The organism is Amycolatopsis panacis, from assembly GCF_003600245.1.
Classification (GTDB): Bacteria; Actinomycetota; Actinomycetes; order Mycobacteriales; family Pseudonocardiaceae; genus Amycolatopsis; species Amycolatopsis sulphurea.
Map to the genome: position 1 here is coordinate 77,198 of NZ_QZFV01000068.1, position 20,627 is coordinate 97,824.

The 20,627-nt window shown below is 67.6% G+C and carries 16 protein-coding genes and 1 pseudogene; 11 read left to right on the plus strand and 6 right to left on the minus strand.

Going from position 1 to position 20,627, the window contains the following annotated elements; genetic code table 11:
* The first annotated feature begins 5 nt into the window (after positions 1–5).
* Genes D5S19_RS32405 through cas2 form a run of 6 tightly spaced genes read left to right on the plus strand, consistent with a single transcriptional unit; the run spans position 6 to position 7,703 of the window.
* Positions 6–1,229, plus strand: a complete 1,224-nt coding sequence (locus tag D5S19_RS32405; protein ID WP_199730418.1) for a CRISPR-associated endonuclease Cas3'' — start codon at positions 6–8, stop codon at positions 1,227–1,229.
* Positions 1,229–3,409: a type I-G CRISPR-associated protein Cas8g1/Csx17 gene (gene cas8g1, locus D5S19_RS09645; protein ID WP_120023005.1), complete on the plus strand. Its 2,181-nt coding sequence runs from the start codon at positions 1,229–1,231 to the stop codon at positions 3,407–3,409. Before D5S19_RS32405 ends, cas8g1 begins: the two co-directional genes overlap by 1 nt.
* A complete protein-coding gene (gene cas7g / locus D5S19_RS09650; protein ID WP_120023006.1) occupies positions 3,406–4,371 on the plus strand; it encodes a type I-G CRISPR-associated RAMP protein Csb1/Cas7g in 966 nt (321 codons plus the stop codon). The genes cas8g1 and cas7g overlap by 4 nt, the downstream gene beginning before the upstream one ends.
* Positions 4,368–5,756 carry a type I-G CRISPR-associated protein Csb2 gene (csb2, locus tag D5S19_RS09655; protein ID WP_120023007.1) on the plus strand — a complete coding sequence of 463 codons (1,389 nt, stop codon included), beginning with the start codon at positions 4,368–4,370 and terminating at the stop codon, positions 5,754–5,756. Before cas7g ends, csb2 begins: the two co-directional genes overlap by 4 nt.
* Before the next feature lie 21 nt (positions 5,757–5,777).
* Positions 5,778–7,409 (plus strand): CRISPR-associated endonuclease Cas4g/Cas1g, encoded by a 1,632-nt coding sequence (gene cas4g/cas1g / locus D5S19_RS09660; protein ID WP_456061902.1) that lies wholly within the window; start codon positions 5,778–5,780, stop codon positions 7,407–7,409.
* Positions 7,410–7,433: 24 nt separating this feature from the next.
* Positions 7,434–7,703, plus strand: a complete 270-nt coding sequence (cas2, locus tag D5S19_RS09665; RefSeq protein ID WP_199730419.1) for a CRISPR-associated endonuclease Cas2 — start codon at positions 7,434–7,436, stop codon at positions 7,701–7,703.
* Between the two features lie 819 nt (positions 7,704–8,522).
* On the opposite strand, the gene D5S19_RS09670 is transcribed toward cas2, so the two are convergent.
* The 6 genes and pseudogenes from D5S19_RS09670 to D5S19_RS09695 all read right to left on the minus strand — a co-directional run bounded on the left by D5S19_RS09670 (position 8,523) and on the right by D5S19_RS09695 (position 14,949).
* Positions 8,523–8,846, minus strand: coding sequence for a hypothetical protein (locus D5S19_RS09670; protein ID WP_120023010.1), 324 nt, complete (start codon positions 8,844–8,846; stop codon positions 8,523–8,525).
* Positions 8,847–9,260: 414 nt separating this feature from the next.
* A pseudogene (locus D5S19_RS09675) lies at positions 9,261–9,642 on the minus strand (helix-turn-helix domain-containing protein); the annotation flags it as partial.
* A gap of 123 nt (positions 9,643–9,765) precedes the next feature.
* Positions 9,766–10,086, minus strand: coding sequence for a hypothetical protein (locus D5S19_RS09680; RefSeq protein WP_120023011.1), 321 nt, complete (start codon positions 10,084–10,086; stop codon positions 9,766–9,768).
* Positions 10,083–10,397: a hypothetical protein gene (locus D5S19_RS09685; RefSeq protein ID WP_120023012.1), complete on the minus strand. Its 315-nt coding sequence runs from the start codon at positions 10,395–10,397 to the stop codon at positions 10,083–10,085. Before D5S19_RS09685 ends, D5S19_RS09680 begins: the two co-directional genes overlap by 4 nt.
* Complete coding sequence (locus tag D5S19_RS33540) at positions 10,394–13,837, minus strand: colicin E3/pyocin S6 family cytotoxin (protein WP_120023013.1); 3,444 nt, start codon at positions 13,835–13,837, stop codon at positions 10,394–10,396. Before D5S19_RS33540 ends, D5S19_RS09685 begins: the two co-directional genes overlap by 4 nt.
* A gap of 47 nt (positions 13,838–13,884) precedes the next feature.
* A complete protein-coding gene (locus D5S19_RS09695) occupies positions 13,885–14,949 on the minus strand; it encodes a hypothetical protein (RefSeq protein ID WP_158605511.1) in 1,065 nt (354 codons plus the stop codon).
* A gap of 226 nt (positions 14,950–15,175) precedes the next feature.
* Here D5S19_RS09695 and D5S19_RS09700 point away from each other — a divergent pair, with 226 nt between their 5' ends.
* From D5S19_RS09700 to D5S19_RS09720, 5 genes are all read left to right on the plus strand, one after another.
* The gene (locus D5S19_RS09700; protein ID WP_147397360.1) at positions 15,176–17,227 is read left to right on the plus strand and encodes an RICIN domain-containing protein; all 2,052 of its coding nucleotides are present in this window, start codon (positions 15,176–15,178) and stop codon (positions 17,225–17,227) included.
* A 37-nt stretch (positions 17,228–17,264) separates the two neighbouring features.
* The gene (locus D5S19_RS09705; protein WP_233573792.1) at positions 17,265–17,621 is read left to right on the plus strand and encodes a dTMP kinase; all 357 of its coding nucleotides are present in this window, start codon (positions 17,265–17,267) and stop codon (positions 17,619–17,621) included.
* Positions 17,622–17,708: 87 nt separating this feature from the next.
* Complete coding sequence (locus D5S19_RS09710) at positions 17,709–18,383, plus strand: endonuclease/exonuclease/phosphatase family protein (protein ID WP_233573793.1); 675 nt, start codon at positions 17,709–17,711, stop codon at positions 18,381–18,383.
* A gap of 154 nt (positions 18,384–18,537) precedes the next feature.
* Positions 18,538–19,092, plus strand: coding sequence for an NUDIX domain-containing protein (locus D5S19_RS09715; RefSeq protein ID WP_233573794.1), 555 nt, complete (start codon positions 18,538–18,540; stop codon positions 19,090–19,092).
* Positions 19,093–19,249: 157 nt separating this feature from the next.
* Entirely contained in the window at positions 19,250–20,053 is an 804-nt protein-coding gene (locus tag D5S19_RS09720; RefSeq protein ID WP_120023016.1) for an NYN domain-containing protein, read from the plus strand.
* Positions 20,054–20,627: the final 574 nt, after the last annotated feature.

Consider the following 20,627-nt stretch of genomic DNA (forward strand, 5'->3'; position numbering starts at 1 on the left):
GTGACATGTACCTGCCCTATGAGTCCGCCGATGTCGAGGCCTCGGTGCGCCAGTTGCGCAGCCTGGAGGGGCGCGGCTTGACGGGGTCGGAACTCGCGGCGCAGGGCGTCGTCGAGCGCGAGGAGCTGCATCCGGTGTTGCGGCGGCGTGACCTGATCAGTTTGTTCGACACCGCACCCGATTTGTCCGGCAACGACATCGACGTCAGCCCGTTCATCCGCGACGCCAGCGACCGGACGGTGTCGGTCGCGTGGCGCGATCTGTCGGATGACGAGTGGACGACGATGCCGGCTCCGCGGCGCGAGGAGCTGTGCCCGGCACCCGTGGGCACGGTCAAGCGCCTGGTGTCGGCGGGGAAGTCTGTGGTGCTTGACCAGCGTGACGGCGATTGGCGTTTCGCCCGCGAGGACGATGTCCGTCCGACCGCGCTGCTGGTCTTGGACGCGAGGCGCGGCGGCTACACACCCCAGGCCGGATTCGATCCGAGAAGCACGAGCCCGGTCGAGCCCGTCGAGCCCGTCGCGGAAATGCAACGGTCCGGACCGGATGGACTGGACCGCGACCCGGAGTCGAGCGGGCGAGCCTGGGTCGGCCTGGCCGAGCATCTTGCCGACACCGAGCAGGCCGCCCGCACGCTGCTGGACGACTTGAACCCCGGCCTCGGGGAGGAGATGCGCGAGGCGATCGCGCTGGCCGCGCGCTACCACGATCTCGGCAAAGCCCACCCCACCTTCGTCGCGTCCCTGGAGAAAGCCAACCCGGACAGCCCGCCGCCGACGACCGGCATCGTGTGGGCGAAGTCGCCCAGCCGGGCACCGCTGCGTCACGATCCTCGGCACTTCCGGCACGAACTGGTCAGCGCGTTGCTGCTGCTCGACCCGGACACCGGGCTGCTGGACGGCGTGGCGGAGCGTGACCTCGTGGTGTATCTCGCGTTGGCGCATCACGGAAAGGCGCGGCTGACCGTGCGTGCCTTCGAAGACGAACCGCAAGACACCGTCTTGGGTGTTCGGGACGGCTCCGTGACAGCAGCGACCGACCTGCCGGGCCGGCCGCGTCTGGAGGAGCGCGCCCTGTCGCTGGCCGCGACGCGGCTGGGCGTCGGCTCGCTGACCGACCGTGCCCTGCGGCTGCGGGACCGGGAGGATCTCGGGCCGTTCCGGCTGGCGTTCTGCGAAGCTCTCGTCCGCGCCGCGGACGGCCGGGCAAGCGCCACGGGAGGCGCGTGATGCCGGATCTCGTCTTGCCGGGCTGCCGGACGACGCCGCTAGCCGGTTACCTGTCGGCCCTGGGGATCTTGCGGGCCGTGACGCGATGCGTTGATGACGAGGCTGCGGGCTATTGGCGACGCGGCGCGTTCGTCCTGCGCAGTACCGTGCCGACCGTCGAGGCGCTCGTGGCGGTGCTGGACGAGCGGTTCGAACCGGAAGCGATCGTGTCGCCGTGGAACGCCGGCTCAGGGTTCGCGGGTAACGGCAAGAACACCACCGCTGAAGCCGCGCTGGACTGGGTACGCGCCTCGCACGAACCCAGTCTGACCGCTCTGCGCGACGCGGTCGAAGCAGCGGACCGAGTGGTCGCACGGGGGCGGCAGCGGGGATGGGGCGGCAAGAACGACGCACTGTGGGACCCCGCCCGCAAGCGCGACGTGCTGCAGTTGTGCCGCAACGAGTTCCCGGACGCCGCGCTGGCTTGGCTCGACGCTGCGACGGCACTGACCGGTGACACGGACGTCGCGTTCAGCCGGTTGCTGGGCACCGGCGGGAACTTCGGCCGCCAGGACCTGTCGGTCACCTACCTGGCCCGGGTCCGGACGATCACAGGCGACCGGCGCAGCCGCCGCTGGCTGACCGCACTGCTCACCGGAGACGAATCAGCACCGTATCTGCGGGACGCGGTCGGGCAGTTCGACCCGGGCCGCGCCGGCGGCATACAGTCGTCACCGCTGGAAAAGGCGGACGACAAAGGGTTCGTCAACCCCTGGGCGTTCCTGATGACGGTCGAGGGAACGCTGCTGTTCGCCTCCGCCGTGGTCCGTCGCCACGGTGCCGATTACGCGGGCGCGGCGCTGCCGTTCCAGGTCCAGGGCTCGGCCAGCGGATTCGCGACGGCAGCCCCGGGGGAATCGGCTCTCGGCGAGTTCCTGGCCCCGGAATGGGCCGAGCCCACCCGCCTGCCGGAACTGGCGGCACTGCTCGGCGAGGGCAAAGCACTGTGGCGAGCGAAACCGGCACGATCGGCGCTCGACTTCGTCCGCGCAGCCGCGAATCTTGCTGTAGACCGGCGCATCACAGCCATGCACCGGCACGCTTTCGTCGACCGCCATGGCCAGAACCCGCTTGCCGTGCCCGCAGGAGCCATCGTCGTCCCGAGGACACGGCGACCGGTCGAACTGCTCGCCGGGCTGGATCCGTGGCTGGACGCGCTGCGCAGCTCGGCGAGCAACGCGGTCGCAGCCCGGGTTCGCGGCGTCGAGCAAACGCTGTTCGCCCACGCGAAGACCGGAGACCCGGCCGACTTGGTAGCTGTGTTCGCAGCTCTCGGGCGATGCCACGAGACGGCCGCCCGCGCCGGGCGCACCCGCCAGTTCGTGTCGCCACTGGTCCTTCCCCACGGCCGCGCCCTCGCTGACGAACTGCGACACGCCCTGCCCGACGATCCGGAACTGCGGGTGGCGCTCGCGCTCGCGACAGCGCGGGACCCCGGTGCCGACTGCCCGACGCTCGGAGGACTGCGTGCCCTGCTGTCCCCGGTCGCTGCCGGCCCGCGCCGACGCCCGGTGTGGTCAGGCCGTCCCAGCACGGTCTCGCTCGGCCAGGGACTTGTCCCAGCCTTGGCGTCGCTCGCGCGGCGTCGTTCGATGCCCCGCCCCGACGAACCCGACAACGCAGTTCCGTTCCCTGCAGTGCGCGGTGCCAGGATCTCATTCGACCAGGGCATGTTCGCCCGGCCCTCGGACGTGCAGGCTCTGCTCGCCGGTCATCTCGACGAGCTGAGGATCGCCGATCTGCTGGCCGGGCTGGTCACCGTCGACTGGGCCGGAACCGACTTTCGGCTGCCTCCCGTCGAGCCAGGGCTCCTGGTCAGCACGGTGAACTACCTGCTGCCTTTCGCGTCGACCGCGGCCTTGGAACTGCCTGGCAAGGACGGTGTCACGACCTGGGTGCGGCTTCGTCCCGGCAATGCGTGGCCCGCTCGGCTGATCGCGGGCCGCGTCGCCGACGTGCTCGACGACGCGGCCCGCCGCCTGACGATCACCGGCATCCCCCAGGTGCTGCCGCCGCCCGACGCCCGCGTCAGCGGCGATCGGCTGGCCGCCGTGCTCTTGTTCCGCATCACCGAACGCGACCGGATCCGGGCTCTGCACCGGATCGCCGTCCTGCCCACTCCAGAAAGGTCCGCACAGTGACAACCCGCATCGCCTACGAAGCCGATCTCGTCCCGATCCTGGGCAGCACCTTCCAGCCAACCGGGTTCCCCGACCTGGGCGCGGCGACCTTCACCCGGTTCGAGGACGGCCAGGACGTCCCGGCCCTGCTGGTCGAATCGGTGCAGTCGATGGCCAACCGGCTCGAAGCCACAGCATGGGACGAACCGAGCAACCAGCCCGTGTCCGCCATGAACGGCCTGCCCTGGATCCGGGTGGTCCGCAACGGCACCGACGAATTCCTTACCTCCAGCCGGCTCGAGGCCCACCGGCTCGCCTCCCCGTTCGTCCACGCCTCCACTGTGGACGGCAAACCCGTGTTCGACCTCATCCGCGAACGTCTCGGCCTGGCCAAAGACACCCCCCTCAACCGGTCCGCGATGGCTGCGGCCGTCGCCGGGCTGGACCCGTTCTGCCTCATCCACGGCGTGTTCTTCGCCCAGAAGGAATGGTGGGGACAGCCGAAGTTCCCCCGCGCACTGTCCAGCGTCATCGAAGCCCACCACGTCGAGCGCGCCGACAGCGGCGGACGGAAATCCGACCGCGTCCGCCACCAGATCTCCGACGACGCCGGGGGAACCTCGGAAGGCTACGGATCAGTCCCGTTCGCCCGGACCGAATGGACCGCCAAACTCATCCGCGCCTCCTTCGTCCTGGACACCGAACTGCTGCGCTCCTACAGCCTGCCCGCGCCCGCCGCCGACCTCCTCGAAACGGTGGCGCTGTGGGAGATCAGGTCCCTGCTGTCCGGCGGTCTGCGGCTGCGCACCGCCTGCGACCTCGATCTCGACGGCGACGTGCAGGCCCGCCGCAACAGCCCGCCGCTGCCCAAACTCGACGAGCTGACCGCGAGGATCGCAGAACTGGTGCCCCGCTGCTCCGACATACTCGGCACCAGCGAGCCCCTGACCGTGCACTGGGCCGACAAAGGCAAGAAGAAATGACCATCACCCTCGCACTGCGCTTCCCCTGGGGCCGCTACCACGCCACCCCCTGGGGACGGCACGTCAACGAAGGCGCGGTCGAACTCCCACCGTCGCCCTGGCGGATCCTGCGGGCACTGTACGCAGTCTGGTGCACCCGAGCCCCCGACCTCGACAAGCACGTGGTTCACGCGCTCCTAGACAAACTCGCCCTCCCGCCGACGATGTTCGTGCCCGCCCACACCATCGCCCACACCCGGCACTACTACCCCGACAGCAAACACACCGCCGCCACCGCCAGCATCGACAAGACCCTGGACGCCTTCGCCGTCCTCGACCCCGACAGCGAACTCGCCCTCCAATGGCACGGCCTGGAACTCACCGGCCCGCAACGCGACGCCCTGGCCACACTCGCCGCGTCCCTGCCGTACCTGGGCCGTGCCGACAGCATCTGCGAAGCCACCCTGACCGATCGCTGGGCACCAGCAGGTCACGACACCTGGATACCCGTCAACACGGCCGAAATGATCCCCGACAACGCCGAGGTCACCGCCGTGCTGGCAGCCACACACCCCCTCGACCTGGAGGCGCTGGTTGCACGGCCGGTCAACGTCCGCAAAGGCGGACTGCTGTTCCCCCGCGGCACCCGCTTCGCCGGCTACCAGAAAGAGCCCGGCGCACCCCGACCGCGACGACAGCGCCGGAAACCCACCGTGACCGCTGTCCGGTTCGCCGTCGCACAGCGCGTACGACCGCCCCGCGCTGACGCGCTGATCTACACAGACCTCCTGCGCAAAGCCGCGCTGCGGAAACTCGGCGACCGCCGCGCCGAACCCGCGGACAGCCTGCTCGGCGGCAAAACCGCCGCCGGTGCCACAACACGCGACGACCATCAGCATGCGCACTACCTGCCGTTGACCCAAGGCCGTCACCTGACCGGGTTGCTGGTCTGGATCCCCGCCGGGCTCGGCGGGGACGAACTCGACGCCCTGACCGCCGTGACGCAACTCAGGACCGGAATGAACGAGAAATGGCGCCTCACACTCCGCGCCGCTGACACCGGAGACATCCACGACATCGCCCCGGAACTAGCCCGGCCCTCACGCCGCTGGACCTCATTGACCCCGCTCGCCCCAGCGCGGTACCCGAAGAAGAAAGACTGGCCGGACTTCCTCCGCACCGAGATCGAACGAGAACTCGCCTACCGAGGACACAACGACCTGCACGTCCACGAACTCACCCTGCGGCCAGAAAACGCCCCGTTCAGACAGGCCAGGCCATCCGCCCCTGCCCGCCGCCGACCATCCGCGTCCGTCACCGTCACACTGGACCGGGAAATCGCCGGACCACTTACACTGGGACACTTGAGCCACTTCGGGCTCGGCTTGTTCGCACCCGAACCATGAGGAGCGGCAACGACGGAAGACCTGTTACCCGCGCGGATGGTCAACGAATTCGTCTACTGCCCGCGCCTGTTCTACCTCGAATGGGTCGAGGCCCGGTTCGCCGACAACGACGACACCCGTCTCGGCCAGCAGATCCACCGCAACGTCGACCGAGCGTCCGGAGCAGTGCCGCTTCCGGAGGACGGCCCAGTGAAGGCCACGCGATCGGTCACAGTCAGTTCGCCCCGGCTTGGCGTGATCTCCAAACTTGACCTGCTCGAAAGCGATGGTGCCGGAGCAGTCGTCCCGATCGACTACAAGAAGGGCAAGCCGCAGTCCGACGGCAGCCCGTGGCCAAGCGACGAAGTCCAGGTATGCCTACAGGCATTGGCATTGCGCGACAACGGATACCCGTGCACGCACGCGGAACTGTATTACGCCGCCACGAGGCAACGGGTCCGCATCGACCTGACTGCGGAACGCATAGCCCGGGTCGAAGCCATCGTCGCCGATGCCCGCAGCGTGGCCGAGCACTCCACCGCACCGCTGCCGCTGGTGGACAGTCCCAAATGCGTTCGATGCCCGCTCGTCGGCCTGTGCCTGCCCGACGAAACGAACGCGATTCTCTCGCGTCGAGACCAGCCGCCGCGGCCGCTGGTGCCCAGCGCTCCAGACCAACGGCCGGTGTACGTCACCGAGCCAGGATCGTTCGTCGGAGTCCGCAGCGGGCGGCTGGACGTGACCCGGGACAACGAGAAGCTCGCCTCGTTCCGGTTGATCGATGTCGCCCAGCTCGCTGTGTTCGGCCGAGTCCAGGTCAGCACGCAAGCGTTGCAAGCGTGCTTCGCCCGGCAAATACCGGTCCTCTGGCTGAGCACCGGAGGCTGGTTGCACGGCTACGCGCTCGGGCAACCCCCGAAATACGCCGAGCTGCGGCGGAGGCAAACCGCCATGCACGCCCAAGGCGGTACCGGGCTCGCGCAGAGCATCATCGGCGGCAAGATCCTCAACGCCAGGACCCTGCTCCGCCGCAATACGCGAGGCGACGTGGAGGCTACCCTAGCGTCACTCAAGCGACTTGCGGGCCAAGCACGATCCGCCGAGACCTTCCCGACTCTCCTGGGCATCGAAGGCACCGCAGCGAGACTGTACTTTGCTGCCTTCCCAGCCATGATCGCTCCCGCAGCCGACGAAATCGCCCACACGTTTTCACAGCTCGGACGCAACCGGAGACCACCGACGGACCCGCTCAATGCCCTGCTGTCGTTCTGCTACGCGATGCTGACCAAGGACCTGGTCGCGATCACACTCGGTGTCGGCCTCGACCCCTACCTCGGGATCTACCACCGTTCGCGCCACGGCAGACCTGCGCTCGCCCTCGACCTCGCCGAAGAGTTCCGGCCACTGATCGCGGACTCGGTCGTGGTCGGCCTGCTGAACAACGGCGAAATCAACGACTCGGACTTCCTCCGCCGCGCAGGTGCCGTCTCCCTGACCGCCGACGGTCGGCGCACCGTCCTCCGCGCCTACGAACGCCGGCTCGACACCGAAATCCGGCATCCGGTCTTCGGCTACCGCATCTCGTACCGTCGAGTCATGGACGTACAAGCCCGGCTCCTCGCCGGTGCCCTCGTCGGCGAGATCCCCGAATACAAACCAATGATCACCAGGTAAGCACTCATGGCCCGGCATCGATCCATGATGGCCTACGACATCGCGGACCCCGCGCGACTCCGACGAGTCTGCACGCTCATGGAAGACCACGGCGAACGCCTCCAATACTCGGTCTTCCTCTGCGACCTGTCCCTCGCCGAACGAGCGGAACTCGAATCACTCGTCACCAACGTCATCGACCTCACCCACGCCAGCATCATCCAAATCGACCTCGGCCCGCTCCGATCCGCGGCACCGATCCGCACCCTCGGGAAACCTCGAACGCTACCCGACCCCAACGCCAAGATCATATGAACCGCGAGCGGTCCAGCACCCACCCAACTCCCAAGCACCGCTCGCGCGCAGATCAGACCGCGAATCCTGCCTCCATCCAACCTCGACCATCCGACTTCAAGGCGTACATCGACGACCGCTCGCAGGGCCAGGTAACGTCCCAGGTCACGACCTATAGAATCCGCGAGTCTTACCTCCGGCGCTCCGCGCCGGACTCCATTGCGGCAATCCACCAAGCCTTGTGACTAGAACTTCCGACTGCCTCCGGCGCTCCGCGCCGGACTCCATTGCGGCAGTCGCGGAAGGTCGGTGCGGTAGACCAGCGTGGTCCTGCCTCCGGCGCTCCGCGCCGGACTCCATTGCCAACCGAGCCATCGCGGACGGCCTCATCGCCGCCGCGGCCAGCCCCGCGCATCGCATCGCCAAACCCGCAGGCTTCAGAGCACCCGGAGAGCGCTGGCTACGCGAGAACAACTCCTGATCTGTCACCCACTCACATCCCTCCCGCCGGTTGTCGTAAACACGCAACGACGTGCACGTTCACGGCCAGCCGGACCCACGGTAACGGCCACCACCAACAGTCCGCGGCGACGACACCCGGGCCAGCGGTCCCGGCGGTAGACCACTCAGCCGGGGCTACACATTGCGAGGCGCAGCCAAACTCCCGATGGCAGGCAGGGCACGTATGCAGCCCGATCTGAGAACGCTGCCTGTCATCAGCCTGCGCCGTCCGGCGGTGGTGGTGCCCGACGCCGTCAGGTGCCGTCAGCTTTGCCCTCCAACCTCAGGGTTTGCCTATCATGGGATAGAGCTGGCCCTCCTGCGTAGTCCCAGATTGTGTCAATCTGTTGTCTCTGCGGAATAGAGTGCGTGAATCGCGATGTCTGGTCGCACCTCCACGACCAGCGACAGCTCCGAGGGCACCTGTCGCCGGCGGTTCGGCGTGGGCCACAGCACCACGGTTATCCGTGTCGGCCACAGGTCTGCCGGTTCGCATAGGGCGGTGGTGGCGACAATCAGGCCACCTGGCGGCAGCTCGCGCAGGGCCGAGCGTCGATCCTCAGCGGGGGTCATTGCGTCAATGACCGCGGATGGCACCTTGCCCAGGCTGGCGAGGTGGTCGGCGATGTACCGCACGTCGGCTCTGGCGAACGCCATGATCACACATCGGCCACCCTTTTCGTGGCCTGCTGCGCGAGCTTGTCCACCGCGACGAGCCGGCTGTCGACCGTTGCATGGCCTCCATGCGGTCCAACACCGCCCAGGCACGCTCAGAGAGTTCGCTCTCAGCTGGATCCGAGGCCAGCGCGAGCAACATGGCGTGGAGCACCGGGACGCTGTCGCCAGGCGACGCGGACGGGTGGCCGCGGTGGGCGGCACTGTCCTGGAGCACGCGAATTGCGTCGCCGCGCACCGCGCGTTCCTCGGATGTCAGCTCGTAGGGCACGTCCGTCACGGCCATGTGCCCCTCGTTCACGAGCTGTTCGTACGTCGTTGTCCATACGATCGGCCAGGCTCAAACGTCGAATCCAACTTGAACGTCTCCTGCCGCCAGGGCTGCACGTGATACTTGCGTCACGCCCTGGCCACGGTTGCGTCTCCGATCCCGAGGTGCCGGCCCAGAAGTCGGCTCGACCAGTGCGTCACCGCCAGCACCTCCGGCGGCGGCTCCAGCGTCGCGGCGATGATGGAGGCGGCGTCGACGGTCTTCGGCCGCCCGGAACGCGGCTGGTCGTCCAAACCCGCCAGGCCGTGCTCGGCGAACCGATCGCGCCACTTGATCACTGTCGGGCGGGACACCCCGAGCAGTCGGGCAGTGCCCGGGGTCCCGTTCCCGCCGGCGAACGCCGGTACGATCCGGGCCCGCTCGACATGGCTCGCCCGGATCGCCCGCGACCGTGCCCACGGCTCCAAGACCCACGCGGTCCTCGTCACTGACCACCAAACCCGACGAAGGCATGACCCATCATCGCAAACACACCACCGTAAACCAACTAACGACGCGCGACACTAGAGCGTGATCACCAGTCGCGCCGGAGCGGGCAACGGTCACGCTCAAACGGGCAGACCACTCGATCTACTCCTAGGGCGGTGTCTGCCCGCCACTGGACGGGCCTGAAGCTGGCTTCGTGGTGCGCGTATCGGCGAAGGCGGCGACGAAATACGCGAATCTGGCGTCGTCGAGCGGGCCGGCAGCGCCTTCCGGCACGTCGAAGTAGTCCAGAACGGCACGAACCTGCTCCGCCGTGACGGGATACCCCTCGGGCATGGACATGTCGTCCACACCGAGCACCCTCTCCAGGACGTGATGGCTGGTCCCCGGAGGGAGGTCCGAATACCATTCCACGAGTTCGTCCGACTCGCGGAATGCCTCGATTCGCCATCCCACGGCATGATCATTCATGGTTCGACTCTCCGGGTGGGATCGGGGTCGGCTTGAGTCGTGCGCGTGTCGGCGAAGGCTGCCACGTAGTACTTGAGTTTGGTGTCGTCGAGCGGGCAAGCAGTATCTGCTGGCACGTCGAAGTGGTTCAGGACGGCGCGGACCTGTTCAGCAGTGGCGGGATACCCCTCGGGCCTGGACATATCGTCATAGCCGAGTATGTCCTCGAGGGTGTGATGACTGATCCCCGGAGGCAGATCCAGGACCCAGTCCAAAAGTTCGTCCGACTTGCGAAACGCTTCGATCTGCCATCCGACTGCGGGATCGTTCATGGTTCGACGCTCCGGGTGGGGTCGGGGCCTTTGATCTGCTCCCCCGTGTTGGGGTCAAGGACGCCTTGGTGTTTGCCGCGTTTGTTATACATCTCCCACTCGCCGTGTTGCGAGTCCCACTCGTAGATGTTTCCCTTGTCGTCCTTCCACCTTTTGCGGAGTCCGCCACCACCTTGAACTGACGTCTTCCGCTTTGCCCACGTTGCGCCCTTCACTCCAGGCGGCGGATCATCAGGGGCCGGCATGTAGCCGGGCACCTTGCGGCCCGCCATTTTCCCGGCTTGGGCTGCTTCGCGGATGATTTTGGCGCCGCGTCCGACGGCGCCGGCGGCGAAGCTGGCGCAGGCTTTGGCGTCGAGGAGTGCGCAGGCTTTGATGTCGGAGAGGAAGACGTCGTAGATGAATCCGGCGAAGCCGCGGAGGGGTCCGCCGGGGCGGCATTGGTCGATGGTGCCGCCGAGGGCGAAACAGACTTCGGCTTGCGGCCAGGGGCCGCGGTCGGCGAAGTCGAGGGCTTCCTGCCAGGTGAAACGGCTGGATCCGGTGTAACCAATCCCACGCAGCGCCTCAAGGCGGTCAGCGGGCAGGTCGTGCCCAAGGGCGGGTTCACCGAGGTCATCCGCGGCGCCCGAGGGCTGTGTTGTCCCAGGGTCGGGTTGTTTCTCGGCCTGCGCGGCGCGCTGGGCGGCTGCGACGGCCTCGGCTGCCGCAGCGGCGGCGTTCTTCGCGTGTTGCTCGGCCCATGTCGCGGCGGCTTCGGCTTTTTCGGCCCAGTCGCGGGCGATGGCGGCGTCGGATTCGGCTTTGCTGGCGGCGCCGCGGGCGATGGCGGCGTCGGATTCAGCGTTGGCGGCTGAGCGGCCGGCGATGGCGGCGTCGCTGGCGGCGGCGTTGGCGGCGCGGCGTGCTGCTTGAGCGTCGCCTTGTGCCTGGGCGTCTGCTTGCGATGCTCGGGCACCGGCATCGCGCGCGGCGGCAGCGTCTTCGGCAGCTGCCGCTGCGGAACGCTGTGCGTCAGCCGCGGACCGTGATGCGGCCGACGCCGATTCAGCGGCTGCAGCGGCAGCCGTGTATGCCGGGGCCACCTCCGCCCTGGCCCGCTTGGCAGCCTCAGCGGCTCGGGCCGCCGCCGCAGTGGCTTCGGCTGCCCGGTCTTGGGCGGCCTTGGCCTGCTCGGCACCGATGATCTTCGCCTGTTCGGCGACCTGCTTCGCGAGCTCCGCTGCGAGGTCGCTAGCGGTTTCCGGAGTACCCGACGCGATTCCGGCGGGGTCGGCGATCCCGGCTGCCGACGCTCCGGCCGCTTGTGCCGCCCGCACCGCGATTCCTGCCTGGACGGCTGCGGCGACGGCTTCAGCCAGCGCGGCGTCGGCTTCGGCTTTGGTGCGGTTGGCGGCGACCAGGGCCTGCGCCGCCTCGGTCGCGGCCTGTGCGGCCAGCCGTTGCGCGGCGCCGGCGTGTTCGGCGGCGAGGGCTTCTTCGGCGGTGGCGGTCGCTGCGGCGGCGTTGGCCGTCACCGCGGACGCGTGCGTCGCGGCAGCTTCCGACTCCGCCTTGTTCGCGGCGGCGTTCGCCCGAGCAGCCGCACTCGCGGCTTCGATGGCCGCCGAACGTGCCCGTACCGCGGCACCTGTCGCCACGTTGGCCGCCGCCCTGGCCTGCCCGGCTGCCGCTGTCGCGGTATTGGCTTCGGCACGCGCTGCGGTGGCCGCGGCGCGAGCGTTGTTTGCCGCTTCTCCCGATGCCGCGTTCGCGGCGATCGACTCCAGGGCTTGGGCATGAGCGAGCTTCGCGTTCTGCGCCCGCTCCGCGTCAATCGCTCGCCCACTGGCGTCGACAGCGTTCTTCTCCTCCCGCCCGGCAAGCTGTTCAGCCGCGATGGCGGCTTGCCCCAGGCGGGTGGCGTTGCCCCGTGCGGCCGCGGCGATGGCGGCGTTGGCTTGTGCCTTGGCACGGGCTCCGGCGGCGTTACGGGCTTCCTGCTCCGCGCGGGCTCGCGCGGCGGCCGCGGTGCGCTGCTCCTTCTCCGCGACCAGCCGGGCGTCACGGGTACGTTTCGCCGCTGCCCAGGCCTGTTGTTCGGCGCGTTCGGCCTCGTCACGGGCCTGTGTGGTACGCGACGCAGCGTCCGCGGCGGCCTGTGCCTGCTGGCGGGCGGCCTCGGCGATCTCCGCAGCTGACTTGGCGTGGTCTTCGGCGGATTGCCGCCACGCGGCGGCGTTGTCCGCGTGGACCTGGGCGTTCGCGTCAGCGTCGAGGGCCTTGCTGGCCGCTTCGGTCGCTTCGGCGGCGTGGAACGCGGTTTCGGCCGCCTTGACCGCGGACTGCGCCGCGGTGTCCACGGACTTGGTGACCTTGCCCCATTCGATCCCGTGGGTCAGACCGGTCTCCGCGAGCTGCCGTGTCGCGGTCTCCGACATCGCCGCGGCGATGGTGACTTCCCGGGCCGCGGCGACGGCGTTGTCCCATTCGCGTTTGGCGTCGCGGGTCTGCTGCGCCAGCTCCGGCGCTCGGCCGGGACGCGCGGGGCGGCCGGATTTGTCGACCTCGAAGATTTTCCCGGCTTTTTTGGCGGCTTGGTTGGCCAGGTTCATGGCGGTGGAGGCGTTGGTGAGGAACCGCACCGCCTGCACGCTGGCCTTGAGGATCTCGGTGCGCGCGTTCGCCGCCCGGGTGGAGCGTTCGGCGAGGTCCTTGAGTTCGGCCAGCGCCTTGTTCCGCGCTTCCATGGCCGCTTCGATTGCCGCGCGGGCATCGGCGTCGCGCTGGTTGGCGATGGCGTACTCGTGGTTGTAGAACTCGGCGATGACTACTGGGTCGTGGGTGTCCAGGGCCGCCTGTCCGGCGGCTTTCACCTCGGGGCCGCCTGCGGCGACCATCGATACCACACGCGCTTCGATCACCGCGGCGCGTTTGACCGCGTCGTCGGCGATCTGTTTGTCCTCGTCGTCGGCGAGTCGCTTGCCGAACGCGACGAAGTCGGCGATCCGTGCGTCGTCGCCACCGGCGAGTAGTTCGGCGGCGCGGGCCCGTGCGGTGGGGCCGGCGGTGCGTGCCCATTCGGCGACCTGGGCGCGGTTCTCGACGACGACGCGCTTCTTCCGCTCGGCGGCGGCCTTTTTGGCGAGCGCGTCGCCGACGTCGAGGTATTCCTTGATCTTCACCGGATCGTTGGTCGCCAAGGCGGCTTTCGCCGCGTCACGAACCTCGGCATCGCTGGTGAAATCGACGATGTCATGAACCAGCTGCCGGTTGAACGCGGCTTCTTCCTCAGTGATCGGCGGAGAGATCGGCTGCGCGGCGGTCGTGGGTGGTGGTGTGTCGAGTGCCTGAGCGGGCGCGGCCAAACCGAGGAACACCGCGAAGGCCAGTACGGCGACCAGCGCGCGCGAAATCCCCCGCCCGTGTCTCAGTAAGGCGTTAAAGATGTTGGTGCGCATGGGAAAGCTACTCCTGAAGTCAGAGTGACGTCTCGTGTGGACGAAAATCAGCGGGAAGCCGCAGCGCGGGCCTCACCGGCGCGGGCGGTGTCGAGGAGTGTCCGCCACCGTGCTGCCTGCGACTGGGCCCACGCCTGTTCGTCGGCCCACGCGGCGTGACTCTCATCGGCTTGCCGGGCGATGGTGGTCCAGTCCTGCGCCGTGCTCGCGGTCTTCGCGAATTCGGCGACGGCGCCCCACGACTTCGCCTGCTCAGCCGCGCGCTGCCGCTCGGTGTCCCAGCCATGTTCAGCAGCGGTGGCATGCTCGGCGACGGTGCGCCAGGCTTGCACGGCCGCAGCTCGGGCGTTGTCCGCTACAGCCGCCTCGGCACGCGCCAACGCCGCCTCGGCCTCCTCGGCGAAACTGACAAGCTGGCTCAGCCGTGCCTGCCAGAGCAGTTCCTGATCGGCCAGCCGAACCCGGTAGGCCTGCACGTCGCAGCGGGCCGCGCCGGCCCATTCGTAGCCGAAGAACTCCACGAGGCCGGCGTCGCTCCCGATGGCCCGCTGGGCGGCGGCCCGCACCCACTGGCCCGGGGCGTTCGCGGCGAGCCTGGTGACGTAGTCGCGATCGGCCTGCGCCTGGCGCGCAACCTCACGATCCTTCCGGCCATCGGAGTTCTCGTCTTGTGCTCTGGCCTGGTCCCATCCCGTGCGCACGAACTCGTCCTGCTCGTCCAGGGTTCCGTGCGAAGCCCGGGTTGCCGCGATGTGCACCGCGGGCGAGGCCAGCGCGGACGTGGTCGACAGCACCCGACGGATGATGTCCTCGTTGCGCGCGGCGTTGCGTGCGGCGCGCGTCTTCGCTGTCTCGTAACCCCCGCCCGGTGCGAGGAATCGCGTGACCGCGGCGTCGACATCCTTGCTCAGTAACGCGTTCCACGCGGCGAGCCGCACCTCGGATCGGGCGTCCTTTTCGGTGAGCCGCCGAACCATGGCCTGCTTCCAGCCGACCTGACCGGCGACGGTCCCCGCCGTCGCGGAAGCCGCGACGGCTGTCGGTGCGACAGTCACCATCTCGACAGTCGTAGCCGCGAGCAACGCGACCGCGACCAACGATCGCCTGTTCATAACAATTCCCCTCGACTGGTCAGTGACCTTCGTATGACATACCGAATGGCCCGCACGGTAATCCATCCAACAGCACGGGATGGTCGCTGCGCAAGCGCAAACAAACCTCACTGGTGATCCAGGACACAAAACACGGGGTCTGCCATAACGGACGTAACGCCGGGGAGTCAGTAATCGATGCGCTCATGGGTGGAACGGTTTCACCACGTTTCGAGGGGATGCATGAATGCGTAGTAGACGTGCGCGGGGAATGACCATTTCGGGTGGCGGGCGTCACGTCGCCATCGGTTCGCTGGCTCTGGCGATATTCGCGACGACGCTGGGTCCGCCGGCCGCGATGGCCGCGCCCGCACCGACCCCCGCAGCCGTGTCGGCGCCGGCGTTGCTGGAGGAGTCGACGACCGACGAGAAGTTCAAGGCCGCCGCCGTCCTGGGCATCAGCGCCCGGGAGGACATGCTGGTCCTCAACGACAAGAACTTCGTGCTCGCGCTGTGGCGCAAGGCCAAGGAGGGCAGCGAGGTCAAAAACGCCGCGCTGCTGGCGTTCACCAGCTCCGACGAGTACGCGTGCACCCGGTTCATCAAGACCGGCATCTACACCGCGAAGAAGGCCGACGACGACAACGAGATCGCCGACTATCTCGCCAAGCAGAAGGCCCGCACCGCCAAACGCAACGCTGTCGCGCAGGTGCCCGGCATGGAAGCCACCGACGAGGTCATCAACCTGTCGGACAAGGAATTCGTCTTCCGGGTCTGGCAGAAAGCCAAAGACGGATCCGCGGTCAAGAACGCCGCCGCTGACGCGCTCCGGCCGGAGAGTACCCCCGAAGATTACCAGAAGTTCATCAACAAGGGTATCTACGACGCGCGTGAACTCGATCGGCAGAAAGAGATCTCGGACGCGAAAGAAGCCGAACGTAAAGCCAAGGAGCTGAAAGAGGCTCAGGAAGCCAAAGCGCTGGCCGTCTCGGCGGCTCTCGGCGTCGTGGCCGATGACAACATGAAGAACCTGCCCGACCGGGACTTCGTGGACATGATCTGGACCAAGACCACCGGCGCCGAGGTCAAGATCGCGGCCAGGACAGCACTCGACGCCAACACCCCCGCCGCGTTGAAGCAGTTCATCGCCACCGGGGTGCACGCGGCCCACCAGCGCGACATCGAAGCCCGCGACGCCAAGGACCTCGGGCTGAAGACCCGTCAGACCAAGGAGATCCTCGACGCCGCCGAGCGCGACGGCTTCCGCCCCCACCTGGCCGCCGCCGCCCGAGAGGCCTTGAAAACTCCGACGCTGGCCGTGCTGAGCGCTTTCCTGGACAAGGGGCAGCACGATGCCGCCAAGCTCGACCTCGCCAAGCCCGCCGAAGGCCTGGTCATCGAACTCAAGGGATTGCAGTCCGGGCGGTGCCTGCAGGTCGCGGGACTGTGGGGGCAGGGCGCGGAGAACAACGGCGCCGGCACCGAACTCTGGGACTGCGTGAACGGCAACAAGCAGCGCTGGGTGCTGCGGGCCAAGGGCAACGACAAGTACGCGCTGCAGAACGTCAACTCGTTGAAATGCCTCGCGGTCGCGGGTGGCGGTGTGAACAACAACGACGCCCTCGTGCAGAACGACTGCGTCGAAAGTGCGACCGAGCAGATGTGGGAGTTCATACCGGTCGGTGACGACGGCATGATGGAGCTGCGTAACGTCAAGAGCGGCAAGGCCGCCAGCACCGCGAACGGCGGCACCGACAACGCCACCCTGGTCGTCCAGTACACCAACACCCACAGCGGCAACCAGGCCTGGCGCCTGATCGACGTCAACCACACCGGCAAGACCATCGCCATGCAACCCGGCGTCCTCGAACTCAAAGGCGTCCAGTCCCAACGCTGTGTCCAGGTCTCCGGCGGTGCCGAGGACGCCCTTGCCGACGGCCGCGGCACCGAACTCTGGGACTGCGTGAACAACGGCAAACAGCGCTGGGAACTGGTCGACCTCGGCGCCCACAAATACGCGCTGAAGAACGCCAACTCACGCAAGTGCCTCGACGTCACCGGCTACCAGGCCCGCAACGGCGTCGCACTCACGCAGTACCCCTGCCGCCTCGACATCAACCAGCAATGGACCTTCGTCACCGGCAAGAACGGCGCCGTCAAGCTCCAGAGCGTCTTCAGCGGCGGCGTCGCCACCGCCTTCGACTCCGCCACCCACAACGGCGCACCCATCCAGCAGTTCGCCGACAGCAACGGCGACGACCAGCAATGGCTCGCCACCACCCTGCCCGCTCAAACCTGACCCATTCCGTCGGTGGGCGCGCCTTGCTCCGCGGGGCATGGCCCTGGCCTGCCTGTGCGCGGCCGACCGGCATCACCAGCTCGCTGCCGAGATCCTGCTCGCGCTGTGCAAGGGCCACGTGGCGGTGTGCGACCGCTACGTGGCGTCCTCCCTGGTGCTGCAAGAGCTGGATGATGTCCCCGCACAGACCGTGTGGCAGCTCAACCACGGCATCTACCGGCCGAACCTGTCGATCATCCTCAATGGCGTCCCGCAGGTGATCGACGCCCGGCTGCGAGCGCGCGGAGGGAACAGCCGCTTCGAGCGCGCCAAAGACAACAGCGAGAGGGAGACCGCCCTCTATGCCGACGCCCTGCCGACCTGGAACACCGGGGCTGGCCAGTCGTCGGCCTGAACGCCACCATTGGCCCGCCTGACGCGATCGCCGCGACGGTCGCGTCCCTCGTCCAGCACGTCCTGACCGAGAAGAGTCCGGCATGTCTTGAGCCTGATCACCGTCAACGTCGGCGCCCCGTCGCTGGAGCGCGCCCAGCGCCAGCTGTGCTGGCTCGCCGAACGCACCGAGGACGTGCTGGTCCTGACCGAAACCAAGGCCACCGCGGGAAGCCAGTTCCTCGCCGAGGCGTTCTCCGCCGCCGGCTACGCGGTGACCTTTCCCGACCACGCGCCCGGCGAACTCGGCGTGATGATCGTCAGCAAGCTCGCCTCCACCCCGGACCCGCTCGGCGCGACGCTGGACTACCTGCCCGCTCGCGCAGCCGGCATCGTGCTCGACACCGCCGACGGACCCCTGCGCGTCATCGGCGCCTACGTGCCTTCTCACGACGCCACCGCCGCGAAGACCGAACGGAAGAAGACCTGGATCCAGCACTTCAGCCGTGCCCTCGAGGCCACCGCGAGCAAGGCACCGCTGCTGCTCGGCGACCTCAACGTGCTCGAACCCGCCCACCAGCCGCCGCATCGCGGCCAGTTCGCCCCGGTCGAGTACGACTTCTACACCGGGCTGACCGAGCAGCACGGCCTGGCGGACCTGTACCGGCACCTGCACCCCGACTCCGTCGCGCACAGCTGGGCACGACGCGCGGACCTGGGCTACCGCTACGACCACGCCCACGGCTCACCGACCATTCGGGACTCGCCGTGCGGGTGTCGATGACCGCGGCTATCTCACTGCTAACATCGAACCCCGCCACGGCGGCCACACGCGCCGAACCGGAGCCGACTCTGTTCTAACTCGCTCGGCCTCCATAGCTCGTCGTCGGCTGCTGGGCCGCATGCCCGTCCGCCGAACGCGAGGGATCTGCCGCAGGATGCCTGCCTCCACCAGCACGGTCACGCCACGAATCGGTGCCCGCGTCCTCCTGCTCGACCCCGCCGACCGCGTACTGCTCATCCACGCTCTCGACCCCACCGACCCCGAACACCACTGGTGGGAACTGCCCGGCGGCGGCCTCCACGAAGGCGAAGACCTCCGTACCGCAGCGTGCCGCGAACTCGCCGAGGAATCCGGGATCACGCTCACTACTCTCGACCGCGAGCTGTGGATCCGCGAATCCCGCTTCCGCTACAAAAAACCGCGACCACCATCGCATCGAGCACGTCTTCCTCAGCCGCACACCGACCACCGCGCCGCAAGTCGCACTCAAACCCACCGAGAACGAGAAGACAGGGCTGATCGAGCGCCGCTGGTGGACAGCAGACGAGCTACGGCAGTGCCGCGACAAGCTCCTGCCCGCCGCCGTGCCTGCCCTGCTCGACGACCTGCTCGCAGACCGATTCAGCCCCACACCCCGCGCACTCACCGACTGAGCGTCCGCTGGATCGCCTGGGACTCCACGCCAGCGCAGATCAAAGCGGGGTGCTGAGTCACCTACACCACCGTATGCTCGGGAACACAGGCAACCGCACGACGTACTCTTCGGCGCTGAAACGTCCGACCGAACCGTAGTTGCCCACCGCAGCGGCGATCGGGCGAGCGGCTGCGGGCAAGACAGCTGGCATTGTCAGCGGAGGAGGCAGCAGGTGGCCACGAGCAGCGACAGCACTGCGAAACTCGCGGTGCTCATCGACGCCGACAACGCACAGCCCTCAATCACCGAAGCCCTGCTCGCCGAGGTCGCCAAGTACGGCACCGCGCACGTCAAACGCGCCTACGGCGACTGGACAGGCACCAACCTCAAAGGATGGAAAGACCACCTGCTCGCCCAGTCGATCCAGCCCATCCAGCAATTCGCCTACACCACCGGCAAAAACGCCACCGACGCCGCGATGGTCATCGACGCCATGGACCTCCTCTACTCCCAACGCTTCGACGGGTTCTGCATCGTCTCCAGCGACTCCGACTTCACCCGGCTGGCGGCGCGGCTGCGCGAATCCGGGCTCACCGTGTACGGCTTCGGCGAGCGCAAGACACCCAAGCCTTTCGTCGCCGCCTGCGACAAATTCGTCTACGTCGAAAACCTGGCCTACGCCGTACACTCCGCAGCGACGGCCGAGACGACGCTCGCACCGAAATCGGTTACCTCCAGCGCCCAACTGAAGGGCGACACGACCCTGGTCACCCTGCTGCGCAACGCCGTCGAAGCCGCCTCCGACGACGACGGCTGGGCACCGCTGTCCGCGGTCGGCAGCATCATCACCAAGCAACGCCCGGAGTTCGACTCCCGCACCTACGGCTACTCCAAGCTCAGCGACCTCATCACCGCAACCACGCTGTTCGACCTCGACCGGCGCATTCCCGGTGAAGGAAAACAAGCAACAGTCTACGTTCGCGACAGGCGTCACAAGCCAGGCCGGGACCCCAACCCGGCCACTGCAACCTCCTAAGACTATTAGCGATGCCACGAACACCGACCGGTCCGTGTTCACCAAATACACATTACATTTTTCGAAAAAAGGATATTCGGATCAGTGACCACTTCTTAGCAGTGCTTGTATCTCATGTGCATGTTTCACGATCTCATGGTGCCACCTGAGCCCTTGCCGTATTTTGAGCATCAAGTCGGACAGCATGGCTTCACATTCGTTATTTTTTCTTTTCCGGAACAGTACAGTCGTCAACTCCAACTGTGAGCGTTATTCAAAACCATTGTGAGTAATTACGCGAATTTCTGATCCGCTCCGGCGTGTCACCGAGAAAGGCAACGGTCCTCGCGAGAAAATTTGAGAGTTCCGACCAAAGAATTCTCAATACCCGGGAGAACCGTTGCGCTACCATCGTACTACAGGCCTCATGTTGTCGCAGATGCAGGAGCTTGTGTGGCGAGTCCGTGGATCGTTGACCGAGCCGTGGAATAAGAAGATCGGGCGGCCGAAGTCGTGTGGATTGCACCGGGCGGTGGAGATCGCGTGCATGTATCTGCGTCATAACGGGACGCAGGAGTTTCTTGGCGATATGTGG

Bases quoted from the DNA above. Each gene is read 5' to 3' on its own strand.
- cas8g1 (WP_120023005.1), top strand. From the start codon at position 1,229: ATGCCGGATCTCGTCTTGCCGGGCTGCCGGACGACGCCGCTAGCCGGT.
- D5S19_RS33540 (WP_120023013.1), bottom strand. From the start codon at position 13,837: ATGCGCACCAACATCTTTAACGCCTTACTGAGACACGGGCGGGGGATT.
- D5S19_RS09705 (WP_233573792.1), top strand. From the start codon at position 17,265: ATGGCCCTGGCCTGCCTGTGCGCGGCCGACCGGCATCACCAGCTCGCT.
- D5S19_RS09700 (WP_147397360.1), top strand. From the start codon at position 15,176: ATGCGTAGTAGACGTGCGCGGGGAATGACCATTTCGGGTGGCGGGCGT.
- D5S19_RS09715 (WP_233573794.1), top strand. From the start codon at position 18,538: ATGCCTGCCTCCACCAGCACGGTCACGCCACGAATCGGTGCCCGCGTC.
- D5S19_RS32405 (WP_199730418.1), top strand. From the start codon at position 6: ATGTACCTGCCCTATGAGTCCGCCGATGTCGAGGCCTCGGTGCGCCAG.
- D5S19_RS09680 (WP_120023011.1), bottom strand. From the start codon at position 10,086: ATGAATGATCATGCCGTGGGATGGCGAATCGAGGCATTCCGCGAGTCG.
- cas2 (WP_199730419.1), top strand. From the start codon at position 7,434: ATGATGGCCTACGACATCGCGGACCCCGCGCGACTCCGACGAGTCTGC.
- csb2 (WP_120023007.1), top strand. From the start codon at position 4,368: ATGACCATCACCCTCGCACTGCGCTTCCCCTGGGGCCGCTACCACGCC.
- D5S19_RS09695 (WP_158605511.1), bottom strand. From the start codon at position 14,949: ATGAACAGGCGATCGTTGGTCGCGGTCGCGTTGCTCGCGGCTACGACT.
- D5S19_RS09685 (WP_120023012.1), bottom strand. From the start codon at position 10,397: ATGAACGATCCCGCAGTCGGATGGCAGATCGAAGCGTTTCGCAAGTCG.